The organism is Chryseobacterium oncorhynchi (assembly GCF_002899895.1).
GTDB classification, from domain to species: Bacteria; Bacteroidota; Bacteroidia; order Flavobacteriales; family Weeksellaceae; genus Chryseobacterium; species Chryseobacterium oncorhynchi.
In genome coordinates, this window is sequence record NZ_PPEI02000001.1 from 1,119,507 (window position 1) to 1,134,993 (window position 15,487).

The 15,487-nt window shown below is 35.9% G+C and carries 11 protein-coding genes; 5 read left to right on the forward strand and 6 right to left on the reverse strand.

Features of this window, described 5'->3' with window-relative positions; genetic code table 11:
• Positions 1-3: 3 nt before the first annotated feature.
• The 4 genes from C1638_RS05050 to C1638_RS05065 all read right to left on the reverse strand — a co-directional run bounded on the left by C1638_RS05050 (position 4) and on the right by C1638_RS05065 (position 8,957).
• Positions 4-1,323, reverse strand: coding sequence for a RagB/SusD family nutrient uptake outer membrane protein (locus C1638_RS05050; RefSeq protein WP_109618756.1), 1,320 nt, complete (start codon positions 1,321-1,323; stop codon positions 4-6).
• A gap of 12 nt (positions 1,324-1,335) precedes the next feature.
• The gene (locus C1638_RS05055; protein ID WP_109618758.1) at positions 1,336-4,668 is read right to left on the reverse strand and encodes a SusC/RagA family TonB-linked outer membrane protein; all 3,333 of its coding nucleotides are present in this window, start codon (positions 4,666-4,668) and stop codon (positions 1,336-1,338) included.
• A 10-nt stretch (positions 4,669-4,678) separates the two neighbouring features.
• Positions 4,679-7,261, reverse strand: a complete 2,583-nt coding sequence (locus C1638_RS05060; RefSeq protein ID WP_109618761.1) for a zinc-dependent metalloprotease — start codon at positions 7,259-7,261, stop codon at positions 4,679-4,681.
• 112 nt (positions 7,262-7,373) lie between these two features.
• Positions 7,374-8,957: a sensor histidine kinase gene (locus C1638_RS05065; RefSeq protein WP_109618763.1), complete on the reverse strand. Its 1,584-nt coding sequence runs from the start codon at positions 8,955-8,957 to the stop codon at positions 7,374-7,376.
• 351 nt (positions 8,958-9,308) lie between these two features.
• Between C1638_RS05065 and C1638_RS05070 the strand changes: the two genes are divergently transcribed.
• From C1638_RS05070 to C1638_RS05080, 3 genes are read left to right on the forward strand one after another with little or no spacing between them, the layout of a single operon-like run.
• Positions 9,309-10,484, forward strand: coding sequence for a thioredoxin fold domain-containing protein (locus C1638_RS05070; protein WP_109618765.1), 1,176 nt, complete (start codon positions 9,309-9,311; stop codon positions 10,482-10,484).
• A 9-nt stretch (positions 10,485-10,493) separates the two neighbouring features.
• A complete protein-coding gene (locus C1638_RS05075; protein ID WP_109618767.1) occupies positions 10,494-11,120 on the forward strand; it encodes a DUF3575 domain-containing protein in 627 nt (208 codons plus the stop codon).
• Between the two features lie 4 nt (positions 11,121-11,124).
• Entirely contained in the window at positions 11,125-11,331 is a 207-nt protein-coding gene (locus C1638_RS05080; RefSeq protein ID WP_076352406.1) for a hypothetical protein, read from the forward strand.
• On the opposite strand, the gene C1638_RS05085 is transcribed toward C1638_RS05080, so the two are convergent.
• Complete coding sequence (locus C1638_RS05085; protein WP_109619093.1) at positions 11,328-12,524, reverse strand: exo-beta-N-acetylmuramidase NamZ family protein; 1,197 nt, start codon at positions 12,522-12,524, stop codon at positions 11,328-11,330. The two genes, C1638_RS05080 and C1638_RS05085, sit on opposite strands and share 4 nt — an antisense overlap.
• 4 nt (positions 12,525-12,528) lie before the next feature.
• Between C1638_RS05085 and C1638_RS05090 the strand changes: the two genes are divergently transcribed.
• Together C1638_RS05090 and C1638_RS05095 are read left to right on the forward strand one after the other, a co-directional pair.
• Positions 12,529-13,758: an ABC transporter permease gene (locus tag C1638_RS05090; protein ID WP_109618769.1), complete on the forward strand. Its 1,230-nt coding sequence runs from the start codon at positions 12,529-12,531 to the stop codon at positions 13,756-13,758.
• A gap of 122 nt (positions 13,759-13,880) precedes the next feature.
• Entirely contained in the window at positions 13,881-14,864 is a 984-nt protein-coding gene (locus tag C1638_RS05095) for a PLP-dependent cysteine synthase family protein (RefSeq protein WP_109618771.1), read from the forward strand.
• A gap of 61 nt (positions 14,865-14,925) precedes the next feature.
• Here C1638_RS05095 and C1638_RS05100 read toward each other — a convergent pair whose 3' ends face one another.
• Positions 14,926-15,456 (reverse strand): hypothetical protein, encoded by a 531-nt coding sequence (locus C1638_RS05100; protein WP_109618773.1) that lies wholly within the window; start codon positions 15,454-15,456, stop codon positions 14,926-14,928.
• Positions 15,457-15,487: the final 31 nt, after the last annotated feature.

Consider the following 15,487-nt stretch of genomic DNA (forward strand, 5'->3'; position numbering starts at 1 on the left):
GTGTTATAAATTAGGATTATTCTTCTTCGCACTCATCGGATATTCTATTGTATATCTCACGTCATTTTGTTGAAGAATATATTCCTTACCATTGATGGTATGTGTAATTTTTTTCTGGTTTGCTCTTCTCAGATCGAACCATCTATGTCCCTCTGCTGCAAATTCTCTGAATCTTTCATCAAGAATAAAATTCATGAAATCAGTAGCATTCATTGGGGTAATATTATTTTGAACTGAAGTATATCCTTCAGGGGTATATCTGTTTTTTAATACTTTTGATAAGATCTCTTTTGCCTCGCTAAGTTTCCCAAGCTTCAATAATGCTTCAGATTTTATAAAATACATTTCAGTAGTTCTAAAGGATACTTTGAATTCAGAACTTCCTCTTTTAATGATTTTATACTGGCTACCATTTTTTTCAAAATAAATTTTAAACCTTTTATCTGTAGCGTCGTTGTATTTTGAAATCAAATCTGTAGATGCAAAAGATAAGTTTTGTGCAGCACTGTCAAATACATCATCCAAAGCCATAATAGACTCTACAGACATATAATGATGAGGGGCTGTATTGCTCGTGTTTAGGTTGCTCAGCTCTCCTTTTACTGCCAATACCTGATCTGCGTAGGATAAGGCTTTATTCCAGTCATTCTCATAAAGGGCAGTTCTGGCCTGTAGAGCCAACAATGCTACCTTAGAGAATCTATAATTGATGCCGGCAGACTGCTGCTGCTCTACCATAAGCCCTTCTGCTTTGCTCATATCTGCATGAACCTGGTTATATACTTCCTGTACAGAAGAAGGTTTCAATACTGCTTCAAGATCCATTTCAAGATTGATAGGAACTCCTTTGTCTGTAGAGGCTGTAGCACTATTGTATGGTTTACCATATAGGTTCACCATGTCAAAATACACATAGGCACGCAATGCATAAGCTTCTGCAAGGATCTGTTGTTTTTCAGGAGAGTCTTGCATAGTCTTACTTCCTTCATTGATGATCTGGTTCAGATAAAAGACTACTGAATAAAACTTCACCCAAGGAAATTCTGCTGTTGCCGAGTCATTATTGGTATCCTTCCACATTGCAATTTCACGATAAACGTTGAAATCACTTATATTTTCATTAATGTTTACCTCATCTGTACGAAGCACAGACAAAGATTTGTGAGACGGATATTTTGCATAAGCTGATGTAAGAACTTTACGGTAATCTTCTACCGTTACCGGGATAACTTTTCCTTCTGGCTGTACATCCAAAAATCTGTCACACCCTATACTGGTAAAGCTGATTGCTGCTAATGCTATAATTGTAGTTATTTTTTTCATTGTTTTCAAGTTTTAAAAAGAAACATTAAATCCTATTGTAACAGATTTGGTAATAGGCTGTGCATAGATATTACCATAGGTTTCCGGATCAAAATATCCTTCGTAGCCATTACTGAATACAAATAGGTTACGTCCCTCAACGCTTAGCCTAAGACTAGTGATTCCCATAGGAGCGGTAAATTCTTTAGGAAGTGTATATCCTAAACGAATACTGCTGATTCTTACATAGCTCACCTCTTTAGCCCATATATCCAGTAAACCATAGGTATTGGAACGGTTACCAGCAAACCATTTGTTAGCCATCCATCCATCAGGATTTGCATCCATATCAGGACTTGTAATTCCCGGCAATGAATTTCCTGCTTCGTAAATCTCCCTTGTATAGTTTCTTCCTCTGTCTAAATCCATTCCTCTATAAGATGGAGTACGCATTACTGTCTGCTTGAAATTGAATGTAGCAGCAACAGTAAGGTCAAAATTATGAACCTTAAAGGTGTTGATAATCCCTCCGGTGAACTTAGGGTCTCTATCTCCTACATAGGTAAACAGGTTTCTCAATTCTTCGTTTGAAAGTTGTGTATCTACAAACTGACCCGGAAGAAAATCTGCATATACATCATAAAGCTTGAAGAAATCTGCAGCTTTTACCTTTTCATTTCCTTTCCAGAACATTGGGTTTCCATTTTCATCCATTCCTGCAGTTTTTAGAGCAAAAACAGCATTTACAGGAAGTCCTTCTCTGGACGGAAGCATTGCATTGTCACGAGGCTGCTCGCTAAGAACATTACTCTTGTTATGAGCAAAGTTGATCGTCGTTGACCATTTGAAATTCTCTTTGTTGATGTTTCTGGTTGATAATGCCAATTCAAAACCTTTGTTGGTAAGACTTCCCCAGTTCATCATAGTATATTCGAATCCGGTTTCAAGAGGAGTTTCTTTCATACTGATCATATCCGTCCCTTTTCTGTTGTAAACATCTGCGGTAAGATTCACACGGTTATTAAATAACCCCAAATCAAGTCCAAAGTTGATATTGGTTGTTTTTTCCCAACGAAGTTTATCATTTGGCGGGCTGATCACATTGATTACGTCTTCTCTCATCCCCGGAAGAATGTTTGCATAATTGTATTCACCAATAAAGAATGGTGAAGTATTACGGTCAATATTCCCCTGCAGACCATAAGAAGCTCTTAGCCTAAGATTGGAAACAGGTGTGATATTCTTCATGAAGTTCTCTTTCGTAACCAACCAAGATCCTGAAACAGCCCATATTGGAAGATACTTATACTTTTTATTAACTCCGAATAAATTGGTCCCGTCATATCTTACACTTCCAAAAAAGGTATATTTTTGGTCATAGGTATAGGAAGCTGTCGCAAACATAGATGCATAAGCGTTCTCTACAGGAGGCATTTCACGATAAGTTTCATATCTCTTGTCTGCTGCAAAATTGGAGGTAGGGAAAGCTATAGGAGTTCCTGTTCTCGTATTTTTATTATAACCAAAAGCTCTTGTAAGCGTAGTATTATCTTCCGTTTTACGAAGTTCTGTTCCTGCCATCAAATCAATTTCATGTACAGAATTGATTTTTGTATTGTAGGTTCCCTGTAGCTTCCAGTTATATTGAAAGAAGTCGTTATTCCAGTTTTGCTTAATATCTCCGGCAGGCAGGAAATAACGGTATGCACCATCTTTATAGTAACGGGTTCCCTCTTTCATCTTTCTGGTAAAGTAAGTCTCCTGTCCGGCATATTTCTCCGTCTTATTGGTATCATACTGAATACCTAACTGTGAAGTAAATCTCAAGTTTTTGGTTGCCTTATACTCTAAGTCTAATATTGCCTTTAGTGAGTGATTCTTCAGTGCATAGTTTGTATTCTCTCTTTCCTCTAGGAAATTGAAAGGAATATAAGTATCTGCAAAACCATCTATATCTTTGTCATATCTGTAACTTCCATCCGGATTGAACGGATTCATATACGGATTGGCATTTCTTGAATAGTTAACAGGACTCGCTGCAGCATCTGCATCCGTCATGAACGATTGTCTCTCGCTCTGTGTACCGAAAATAGAAATTCCTGCATTTAACTTATCACTTAGTTTATAATTATTTTTTAGGGTTAGGTTATATCTTTTAAAACCAGTTCCAATTGTTGTTCCTTCTTCATCAAAATACCCTAGTGAGAAATAATAGTCAGAAGTATCGCTACCTCCGGAAATGCTTACTCCATACTGTTTGTTGATAGCATTTCTGTATAGTAATTTTCCCCAGTCGGTATTATTATTTCTTAACGAGTTAAGCTGCTGACGTGTCAATGGATTCAAAGCATCCAAGCCTCCACTTCTGAAATCATCAAGCTGGTGGTTCTGAGTTAAAATTCTCATCACCTCTCCTTTATCTGCACGGTAAGTAAGATCTGCACGTTTTGCAAGCATTAGCTCAAGGTCTACCTTTTCAGATGCATTCAAAAGGTTCAGACGATCAAAATCAGGACGAGCGGTGATGAAAGTATCAGCAGAGAAGTTTAATTTCATGCTTCCCTTTTTCCCTTTTTTTGTTGTAATGGAAATTACTCCATTAGCAGCTCTTGCTCCGTAAATTGCTGTTGCAGCAGCATCTTTCAGGATCGTAATATCCTCAATATCGTTAGGGTTTAATCCTGCAATAGAAAAATTCTGAAGCTGATCAATATTGTCTTTATCAGTGAAGTTGGGTACATCATTTCCTTCTAATGGAAGCCCGTCAATTACCCATAGCGGATCCTGTGGACCGGACAATGAAGCCGTTCCACGAATTCTGATTTTTGCCGGTGCCCCTGGAGCCCCGGTCTGAGGAGCAACTGCAACCCCTGCAATCTGTCCAGCCAACATTTGGTCTACACTCGCTACCCCAGCCTGGCTTATATTATCCATTTTTACCGTAGCAACTGCTGAAGTCTGCTTACGTTTTTCAATCTTCTGATATCCGGTAATGATAACCTCCTGAATTTTATTTTTATCTGAAACTTCAGAACTCAGTCTCACCGTATAATTGGTTTTATCTTCATTGATCAGAATCATCCTGGACTCATATCCCGGATAACTTACCAATATAGATTTTGTATCTTTTGGTACTTCCAGTATAAACTTTCCGTCCTTATCTGCAACTGTACCTACTGATACACTTTCAATAATTCCGTCCAGATCCGTTTTTGTAGAAACAGATTGGGCTTCTATTTTTATGGATGCACCGGCAATTGCGCCGGAAGTACTACCATCTTCTATCTTTCCTGTGATCGTTTTCTTTTCCTGAGCAAACGCAACCTGAGCAGCTAAAAGAGGTAAAAGTATTAGAGTTTTTTTCATAGCTGTTTATTTATTTTAAAGCCTCTTCAATACGAATGATTAAATCTGTGTAATGAGCTCTTGAGGAGTCATCACCTTTGTATCTGGTTCTATTCAGTAAATCCAGAACTTTCTGTAGCTCTGCTCTTTTATAGGTAGTTACTTCAGATACTCTTTTCATGGATGAATAATTAATGTTTCTAAGGTTCTTATCTTCTTCATGATAATTACAGATCATTGGCATATTCAGATTATGATCTGTCTTTAACCCTTTCACTGCTGTTTTTTCGAACAGTTTATTCACTGAAACAATCATCGCATCTACATAGTTCTTCTGTGCCATCTTTTCAAAGATTGTAAGGCTTCCTCTTTTATTAAAAATGGCTCCTCTTACCTGATCAAATAGATTTTCAACAGTATAAATCTCATCCTTAGAACCTGAAACTTCATTTTTCAACTCATTTTCAAGTAACCTAAGCAATCTGTCATCCATAAACAGGGAATAAATATTGGCATACTGCATTCCTCTTGCCAAGGTATACGGCGTCTGCTCAAATGGTCCCATCGGTGAGTTTTTAACCGGATAGGTCTTCTCTGTAATTGGATTGAAGAATAACCACTCCGGAAGGTTGATCGCATTTTTAACAAGATAATCAACCGCTCTTCTCTGTGTTTCCGCAGGAACCGGTTCGTATGCCTTTTTCTTGTTACCAAAAACAGTGTTATTCAGGTAAATCCCTCCTACATTAGCCATCACATGACCTGTATACAAGTCCCATTGCCCAATAGCTTCCAAATACAATTTACCTGTCGCTGTGTAATCTTTACCATCTTCATAGGTCCATTTTAAAAGGTTATCTACAACAACTTTCAGGTTCTTCATTCCGTATTCGCTTGCCTTCATTGCATCATCTCCCAAATCTTCAGACTGCGAACGCGGATCTATTGTTTCAAGATAACTCTGCTGTTCTCCGTAGAAGTACATTGGATCGTCTTGATGTTTTTCAATCAGGTTTCTTAATGCTTTTTTCTCAACAAACTCATCCGGGTACCAACGATAGCCCCACTCAATAGCATATTTATCATAAAGCCCGATTTTCGGAGTGATTGCTGTAACACCATCTTCCGGCTGGGCAACATAGTTGTAACGTGCATAATCCATAATGGAAGGTGCAGTTCCACCCATTCTATCTGTAAATTCCTTTGAACGAAGTGATTCTACGGGGAATGAGAAAGATGCTCCCATATTATGCTTCAATCCGAATGTATGTCCTACTTCATGGGATGAAACAAATCGGATAGCTTCTCCCATATGCTCATCACTAAATTTATTTCCTCTGGCTTTTGGATCTATTGCCCCTGTCTGAATTCTCATCCAGTCATGAAGAGAAGTCATTACATTATGCCACCAGATGATATCCGCTTCAATAATTTCACCACTTCTCGGATCTACTACTGACGGCCCCATGGCATTAGACTTAGGTGAAGCCGCATAGGTGATTACAGAATATCTTACATCATCAATATCAAAATCTTCATCCTTTTCGTCCGGCATTTTTGCAATCACAGCATTTTTAAAACCAGCCTGCTCAAAGGCAACCTGCCAATCATGTACTCCTGCGATGATCTTTTCACGCCATTGTTTTGGAGTAGCAGGATCTATATAATAAACAATTTGTTTTTTAGGCTCTACTAATTCTCCTCTAAGATATTTCTCCTTGTCTTCATCTTTAGGCTCAAGGTTCCATTTGGTGATGAAGAATTTTTCATCCATTTTCTGCTGACGGTCATTGAAAGTCCAATGCTTTTCAGAGAAAAACCCTACTCTTGCGTCTGAAACTCTGGGTTTCATAGGTACACTAGGAAGCAATACAAGATTACTTGTAACCCCCAATGTCACTGGTAAATCTACACCTCCCTCATTCACGGAAGTACTCAATTGAGACTTCACAACAAGGTTTTGTGGAAATGTTTTTACTCCTTCTATATAGGAAAGACTTGATTTTACTGATCCTCCAAGACCTACATTCGCCAAAACATCATTAAAACTCTTCTGATTTCCGTCAAAAACCTTGTTCACCTTAATGGCTACTGAAGTGGAGTCATTGTTTTGTGCTTCAATATCAAAAACTTCAATTACAGATTCTGAAAAGTTATCCTTAACAGATTTTGTAATGGCATCATTTTTAGGTGACGACACTTTAGCTTCAGAGGTTTTAACCCATACTTTCTTGGCTAATCTGTCACGGTGAAAAGAAATGATCTTATTTTCATAGTTCATTCCCTTATTTAAACCCGCTTCATTCACCTGCATAGGTACCTGAGATAGTTTGTTGACCACCAAAAACTGGCGCCCCATCAAACTGTCAGGTATTTCAAAATAAACATCCGTTTTTACCTGTATCGTATTGAAAATACCTTTTTTATAGGTACCTTTTTTGATCAGTTCGTCAATTTTCTTTGTTTTTTTTGATGATGAAACATCTGTTTTTTCAGCTTTGTCCTTGGCCGTTTTTACAGTATCCTTTTTTTGTGCCATTACCGCCGGCGAAGCCAATGCAAGTCCTAGATACAAGGCAAGTCTGTAATTCTTCATTAAAATAGTCCGATTCATTCCAAATAGTAAATATCTTAGTTTCAGCTAGCAAAGCTATAGGTATAGTGAATTATTAAATAATATTAGGGAGTGAGAGGATGTTTTTTGGGAGTGAATGGATTTTTTTATTTTACTTCATTAATGGCAAAAAACATATGAAATTTTCACCATCTACAGAAATATGAAGCAGATTATTCTTAAAATACTCATAAACCTGATTCAAATAATCAATTCCGAATTTCTCCCCCTGAACGGCTTCCGTTTTCGGCTGCCAGGTGTTCTTCACCATAATCTCATTCTTTTCTATTATAATAATGATCTCCAACGGTTGATCTATCGTCGCAATATTATGTTTTATCGCATTTTCCACTACAATTTGCAAGGATAGATATGGAATTCGTTTTTCTAAACTTTCCGGGCTATTGATGATTAACTCAAATCTCAGCTCTTCATCAAACCTACTTTTCAGAAGCTCCATATATTTTTGGATAAAATCAATTTCCTTGGCAACAGAAACAATATTTTCCTTTGGAGGGACAATCAGATACCTATAAATCTTGGAAAGGTTCATGGTAAACTTCTGAGCATTCTCTTTATTGATTCCGATCAGCATATAAAGCGAGTTCAGTGAATTGAACAAAAAATGCGGATTGATATTATTTTTAAGCTGCTGCAACTGATTAATAACCTCTGCCTTGTGCATCTTTTCATTCTCAACCAGCAGTAAGTTTTTCTCCGTCTGTATTTTTTCTTTTTCTCTGTAAGCAATATTTGCTGATCTTTGAAACAAAATAAAGACCGTTACAATCAGGAATAAAGCAGCAAGAAATATATAAATGGTATAGGTTTTTACTTTGTTGGTATTTTCATCAATAATAAAATTAACATGATTTACCACTGTATATCCATCAAAATTATCCGTTTTTAGTGGTTTTATAAATCGGGTGACTCCCACCCCAAGATATTCAGAAACGGCAGTTCTTTCTGTATATCCAGATTTTACAGTATTGCATATCGTATCTTGGGGTTTGATATCTGTAAATTCGAAAATACTTTTTCCAAGATATTTCTTTTCCGGATGGGTAATACAAATTCCCTCCTTTGTAAAGACGTAGGCATAAGTATTTGAGCTTTTATCTACATTGATAAAATATTGATGAAGATCATCCAGACTCACTGTAGATCCATAATACAGCCTATTTTTACCAGGAAGTACAAGAGAGTCATAGCTCACCCAATAGATGCTGTCTTTACGTGTAATCAGAAGATCCTTAAAGTGTCCCGGCCCGTTACTTTTTATAGCAACAGACTTTTCTGTGCGCTCTCTATTTTTAAAAAGATCGGCTAAAGGATTATTACTTTCCGATTTTCCGGTTCCATTCTTATCATAATAGTACCAGCTGTAAGTTAAAAGATTTCTTTTTTTGTTTAAACCATTTAAAACCAAAGAATAGTCCTTATAATTTTTCAGACCATCTTTTTGAATCAATTCACGAAGAAGGTATTGATAGTCTTCTATATTTCTAAATTCATTTTCTACCGATTCATATTTCCGGAAGAAAGTTTTTCTTGCAAAATCCTCAGTATTTTTACGGCTGTCTTCTGTAATTAAAAGACTTAGAACAGCAAATGCTGCCACTGCAATGAAGCAGACAGAGATTGCTGTAATGTAAACTGATTTTCGGGATAGGGTATGTTTAAATTGAATACTCAAGATCTTCTACATTGTTATTTTCATCAAAAGAAAGACTTAGGCAATACTATAGTAAAGCCTATTCTTGTGATTCTTCCGCAGATAATTTATTAGTTTGCAAAGATATAACAAAGATTTCAGGACCAAAAAGTGAATTAAAATTATATGAAAACAAGTGATAAATAGGAACATCTTGAGGGTATAAACGTATGCTCAAAATATTTTTTGTAAAAAAAAAGTTTTTTCTATGCCTTAAAGCAGGCCCAGAAAATCTATAAATCTTAAAATTAGTTAATATAGATGTTCAATCAACAGATTACGCTCTTAAATATTTTGAAATTAGTTATCTTCGCCTACAAATCTAATTTGAAAATGAAGAAGATCATCTCCGGAATATCTATTTTTTGTTCTATCATTATTTCAGCACAGGAATCTATTCAGTTCCAGGACCTCCCTTTCAAGGATATTATTGCAAAAGCCAAAAAGGAAAAAAAATTGGTTTTTATTGATGCATATGCTTCTTGGTGTGGCCCCTGTAAAATGATGGAGAAAAATGTTTTTCCTCAGAAATCGGTAAAAGACTATTACAATACCAACTTCATCAATGCAAGATTTGATATGGAGAAAGGAGAAGGAAGAGACATTGCCGCCAAATATGGAGTTCGCTCCTACCCTACTTATCTTTTCCTGAATGGTGAAGGCGAGCTTGTTTCCAGAAATACCGGCTATATGGAGGAAAGTCTATTTGTAGCAATGGCTCAGGATATCAATTCACCAGGGAACAATAAAAATTCTCTAAAAGACCGATTTGCTAAGGGTGAAAAGGATCCTACATTCTTGATCAATATTATGAAACTTAATTCTGATACTGATTATGAATTTGCCAAGAAAGCTTCAGAAAGATATTTTGAAAACAAAAAAAATACTGAAGAGTTTTCGAAAGACGAAATTGGATTTTTATTATTTTTCTTAAAATCAACTGAAGACTCCAATTATAAAACTTTTTCTGCGAGAAAGGCAGACATTGTCAAATTTCTTCCGGAAGAAACTTACAACGAATTTGATGCTCAACTGAAGCTATCAAAAATTGTAGAACAATCCATTGATGATAAAAATAAAAGAATCAATGATGAGTATTTTCTGAAAACGGCAGAACCATTAGTGGGCAAGCAATTAGCTACAGCAAAGCTTAACCAGACTAAACTTAGCTATTACGAACAAAATGCCAATTTTCCTGAGTATGAAAAAGCAGCCTTGGATTATTATAAAAACTCAGATTCATTTAATCCTGATGAGTTGCTAAGAGCGTCATGGGTATTTTTAGATCATGTAAAAAACCCATCCTCATTGAAAAAAGCCACTGAATGGGCAGAAAAATCAGTGATGAGAGGAGAAACCTCTGAAAACACTTATATTCTTGGTAAGCTTTACTTTTTAACTGGCAACAAAGAAATGGCAAAAAATTATGCTGAAATGTCTAGGAATATAGCCACTCAGTCCAATAAGGACTCTAAATTAGCAGAAGAATTATTAAATCAAATAAAATAACACATATTGATGAAGTATAGAGTATTAGCAAGTGTATTAGCTTTCTTGGCTATAGGATCTCTGAATGCACAGGAACAGGAACAAAGTGGGGAAAAGAGTTTATATGTAAAGGGAAATGCTCTTTTTTTACCATTAGGTATTGTTAATCTTGGTGTAGAAAAACAAATCAGTCCCAAATATACTATTCAAGGAGATGTCTTTATTTCTCCATGGAAGTCATTCGCAGGACATGAATTACAATTTTACTCCGCTTCAATTGAAGGAAGATATTATTTCAAGGAAGCTTTCAAACATTGGTATGTAGGTGCCAATCTTTCCTTTGCTGCCTATAATGCACAAAAATGGAATTATTGGAATAATGACACTTCTGTTGCTGATAACGGAGACATTCTTATCAATTCTAATCTTTATCAAAAAGGATTTTCTGTAATGTTGGGTATCACTGGTGGTTATCAGTTTCAATTATCAGACCGTTGGAATCTTGATTTGTATGCTACAGTGGGAACCTCTCAAGGCTTTTATAAAGGCTATGACCGTTCCACAGGAAAGCGCTATGACAACGCTGAAAAATTTAATAAAAGTGGAGAAATTATGCCTTACAGAGGTGGAGTAATGATCTCTTATAAATTTAAATAGAGTAATGAAGTTATTTGGAAAAAACCATATTATCATTTCAGTGATCACTTTTGTGATCCTTTTTTTAATGAACTATCTTGGGAATGATCTTCCTGACAAATTGCAAAGAGCTTTATTGACGGCTTTTGCAGGTGTTGTGGGACTGACTATTGGACTTTTTATATTAAATAGGGGCAAGAACGATAAAACTCCGCCCCAAAATTTTGATTAATCTTCATAAACCACATATCGGATTCTGATCTTTTCAAAATCCTCTAAATCCTTTTTCCATGACGCCTTAATTTCCGGAATTGATTTTCCAGCAATAATCTGCTTTCTGAATTCATCAGTTCCGGACAGGGTATCAAACCATAAGTTCTTTAAAAAGAAATCTAATTGTGGATTCTTATAGTTTTGATAGGCCTTTATTACCCATTCCAAATTAAGTTCTCTTAAATCTTTAGGATAATTAGATAAGTTTTCTCCATAGCAAAGCTTTCCGTTCAAGAAAGGATCTTTTGCGCCATAACTCGGTTTTGGAGTAAATTGATAAGGTAAGCTTTCCGTCCATGGAGAACCATAAATCTGAAAAGGCTGCTCTGTTCCCCTTCCTACAGAAACCTGGGTTCCTTCAAAAAAACATAAACTCGGATACAAGTTAATGGCTTTATCATTAGGTAAATTAGGTGATGGCTTATCTAATATTGGATAACGCTGTTTTTTGTGATAATTTTTCATTGGAATTAAGGTGTATTTCGCCTGAACTTCATTTTTCAGCCACTTTTCACCGTTTACCATTTTTCCGTACTCACCTATTGTCAATCCATAGACTACAGGTACTTCATGCATTCCTACAAAACTTGTCCATTTCTTTTTCAAAACAGGACCATCTGTATATCCATCATGAGGATTCGGACGATCTAGTACCATGACTTCTACATTATTTTCAGCCCCGGCCTCCATTAAATACGTTAAAGTTGAGATGTATGTATAAAACCTCACTCCAACATCCTGAATATCAAATACAACAATATCTATCCCTGCCAGTTGTTCTGGTTTTGGTTTCTTATTGCTCGCATACAAAGAAACAATTGGAATTCCTGTTTTAACGTCTACTCCATTTTTTACTTTAGCTCCTGCATCAGCGTCTCCTCTGAAACCATGCTCAGGCGCAAAAATAGATTTGATCTTAACACCATTTTTAACTAAAAAATCTACCAAATGGGTTTTGTCACTCATCAAGCCTGTTTGATTGGTCACTACACCAATTGTTTTTCCTTTTAATAAGGGTAAATAAAGCTCAGGTTGGTCCGCACCGGTTTTAAAATCCGATTGAACTTGGGTTTGAGAATAATATTGGTTGAATACTCCTAAAAAAATTAGGCAAATCAGAAGTAAATTTTTAATTTTGAAATCTAAATTCATAAGCTTGAAGTTTCCTTTATATTTCTCTAGAAAAATAGCATTTTCCAAAGATAACAAAAATAACCTATCACGGGTTATCATCTTCATTGGCAGGCTTTCTGTAGCTCTTGGAATCATTGTTTCCCTGATTACTGTGGCCACCGGATTAGGTTCCAAAAAGGCTATTAAGGAGAGACTTGCAGATTTCAGCGGACATATTACAGTAAGATCTACCCGATCCAATTCCTCATACAATACTTCAGTACTGGATAATCAGGGATTAAATATCTCGAAAATAAAAGAGCTTCCTGATGTGGAAACGGTTCAAAAGTATGCAACCGTAACAGGTATTATGCGTAATGAACATAATTTTGCAGGAATCATTTTTAAAGGAATAGGAAAGGATTTTGACAGCTTAAGGTTTAAAAAATTTCTTCTCGCCGGTACTACACCAAAGGTTACTGAAGTAGGATTCAATAATGATGTTGCCATTTCACAAAAAGTAGCCAATGATCTTCACCTAAAGGTAAATGACAGCATTGTTACTGTATTTTTAAAGACTGATCAAAAGCCAATCTACCGAAAATTCAAAATTATCGGAATCTATAGAACTGATATTAAAATGATTGATGAGCAGTTCGTTATTGGAGGGATTAATCATGTAAGAAAAATTCTGGATATGAAAGGCGACGAGATTGGAGGTATTGATATTTTCCTGAAAAACGTCAATGATATCGACAAGGATTTTCCTGAAATTGAAAAACTGATCGGCTATAAAAACTATGCTGAAAAAGCCACTGAAAAGTTTCCACAGATCAATGACTGGATCAGTATTTTTGACACCAATATTGCACTGATTATCATCATCATGCTGATTGTGGTGGTTATCAATATTATCATGGTTCTTCTAATTCTTATTATTGAAAGAACAAATTCCATCGGGTTGCTAAAGACATTAGGAGCCAGTAATGCACAGATCAGAGCTACCTTTATCAACTATACGCTTATCATTATGATTCCGGGGCTTTTGTATGGAAACGCTATTGGATTAGGATTAATTCTAATTCAGAAATTCTTTGGGGTTATCAAGTTGAATCCGGAAAACTATTATGTAAGTACAGTTCCGGTGGACCTCAACCCTATTGCCATTGTTTCCATTTCATTAGGGATTCTGGCTATCTCAGCACTTGCTTTAATTATTCCGAGTTATCTAATCAGTAAGATCTCTCCGGTGAAAGCAATTAAGTACAATTAATTATTAAAAGCTGGTGGGCACTGATCATTGAAACTCCTTTCAATGTTTCAGTTTCGTCTGCCAATCATACAGGGCAAAGATAATTTTAAAAGCATTATCTTTGCACCGCATATAAAACATTTATGAAATACGCAAAAAATATCCTTGAAACGATAGGTAATACACCGCTGGTAAAACTTAACAAAGTGTTAGGTGAAGACTTTCCAGCACTAGTTTTAGCAAAAGTTGAGACATTCAATCCCGGAAACTCCGTAAAAGACAGAATGGCTCTTAAAATGATAGAAGATGCCGAAAAAGACGGCAGATTAAAACCTGGAGGAACCATCATTGAGGGAACTTCCGGAAATACTGGAATGGGGCTGGCACTTGCTGCCATCATCAAAGGCTACAAATGTATTTTTGTAACCAATTCTAAACAGTCTAAGGAAAAGTGTGACATTCTTCGTGCTGTAGGAGCAGAAGTAATTGTTTGTCCTACAGACGTAAAACCTACTGACCCACGTTCTTATTACTCAGTTTCAAAAAGACTGGCTAAGGAAACTGAAAACGGATGGTATGTAAACCAATATGATAACTTATCCAACAGAACTGCTCACTATGAATCTACAGCTCCTGAGATCTGGGAACAGACTGAAGGTAAACTGACTCACTTTGTAGCAGGTGCAGGAACAGGAGGTACTATTACAGGATGCGGAACATTCTTCAAAGAAAAGAACAAAGACATCAAGATCATTGGTGTGGATACTTACGGATCTATTCTTAAAGAATTTCACGAAACCGGAGAATTACACTACGACCATGCTTATACTTACATTACAGAAGGTATTGGGGAAGATATCATTCCTGAGAACTATGACATGGCTGTAATTGACCATTTTGAAAAGGTAACAGATAAAGACGGTGCCATCTATGCAAGAAAACTGGCTAAGGAAGAAGGTATTTTCTGTGGATACTCTGCGGGAAGTGCAATTGCTTCATTAATTCAAATGAAAGATCAGTTTACGAAAGATGATGTCATTGTAGTTTTACTTCACGACCATGGTTCAAGATATGTAGGAAAAATCTACAATGACGAGTGGATGAAAGAAATGGGCTGGTTAGAATAAGTAACTTTCCTTTTACTACTTTTAATATAAAATAAAAATCAGAGCGTTTGCTCTGATTTTTTTATTGTTTGTTGATATTTTCCTTTAAGATTTTCTTTAGCAAATTATACTCTTTCTCACTCATAGATCTCTGTGGAAACATATAATTATATTTACCCTCTAGAGAGATGAATTCATTATTACTGTCAAAATATTCAAAATCTTTCCATTCACTGGTTTCCTTTTCTCCATCAATATTCACTGTGAAAAAATTCTGATCAAATCTGATCTCATATATCTTACATTTTTCAAGCACGCTTAAATAATGATTGACCTGTTTTTTCCATCTTGAAACCTTGTTAATGCTTACAGACAAGAAAACGGCACAAAGCAGGAATATAAAACTCAAAAAGTATAAAATTCCTTTACTGTTCTCACTTAAGCTATCTTTCAAAAAAAATACAATGACTAAGATAACAGCAGCTGCAATGGTTGTTATTGTTTTACTCTTAGTTGTAGGTGAAAAAAGCAGACTACCCTGGTTACCACTAAAATAAATATCCTCAAAATTCTTTCTGTCAGTTCTTAATGTAATAACCTTTTCCTCACTCATAATACATGGTTTGTTTTAAAAAGCTACAAAA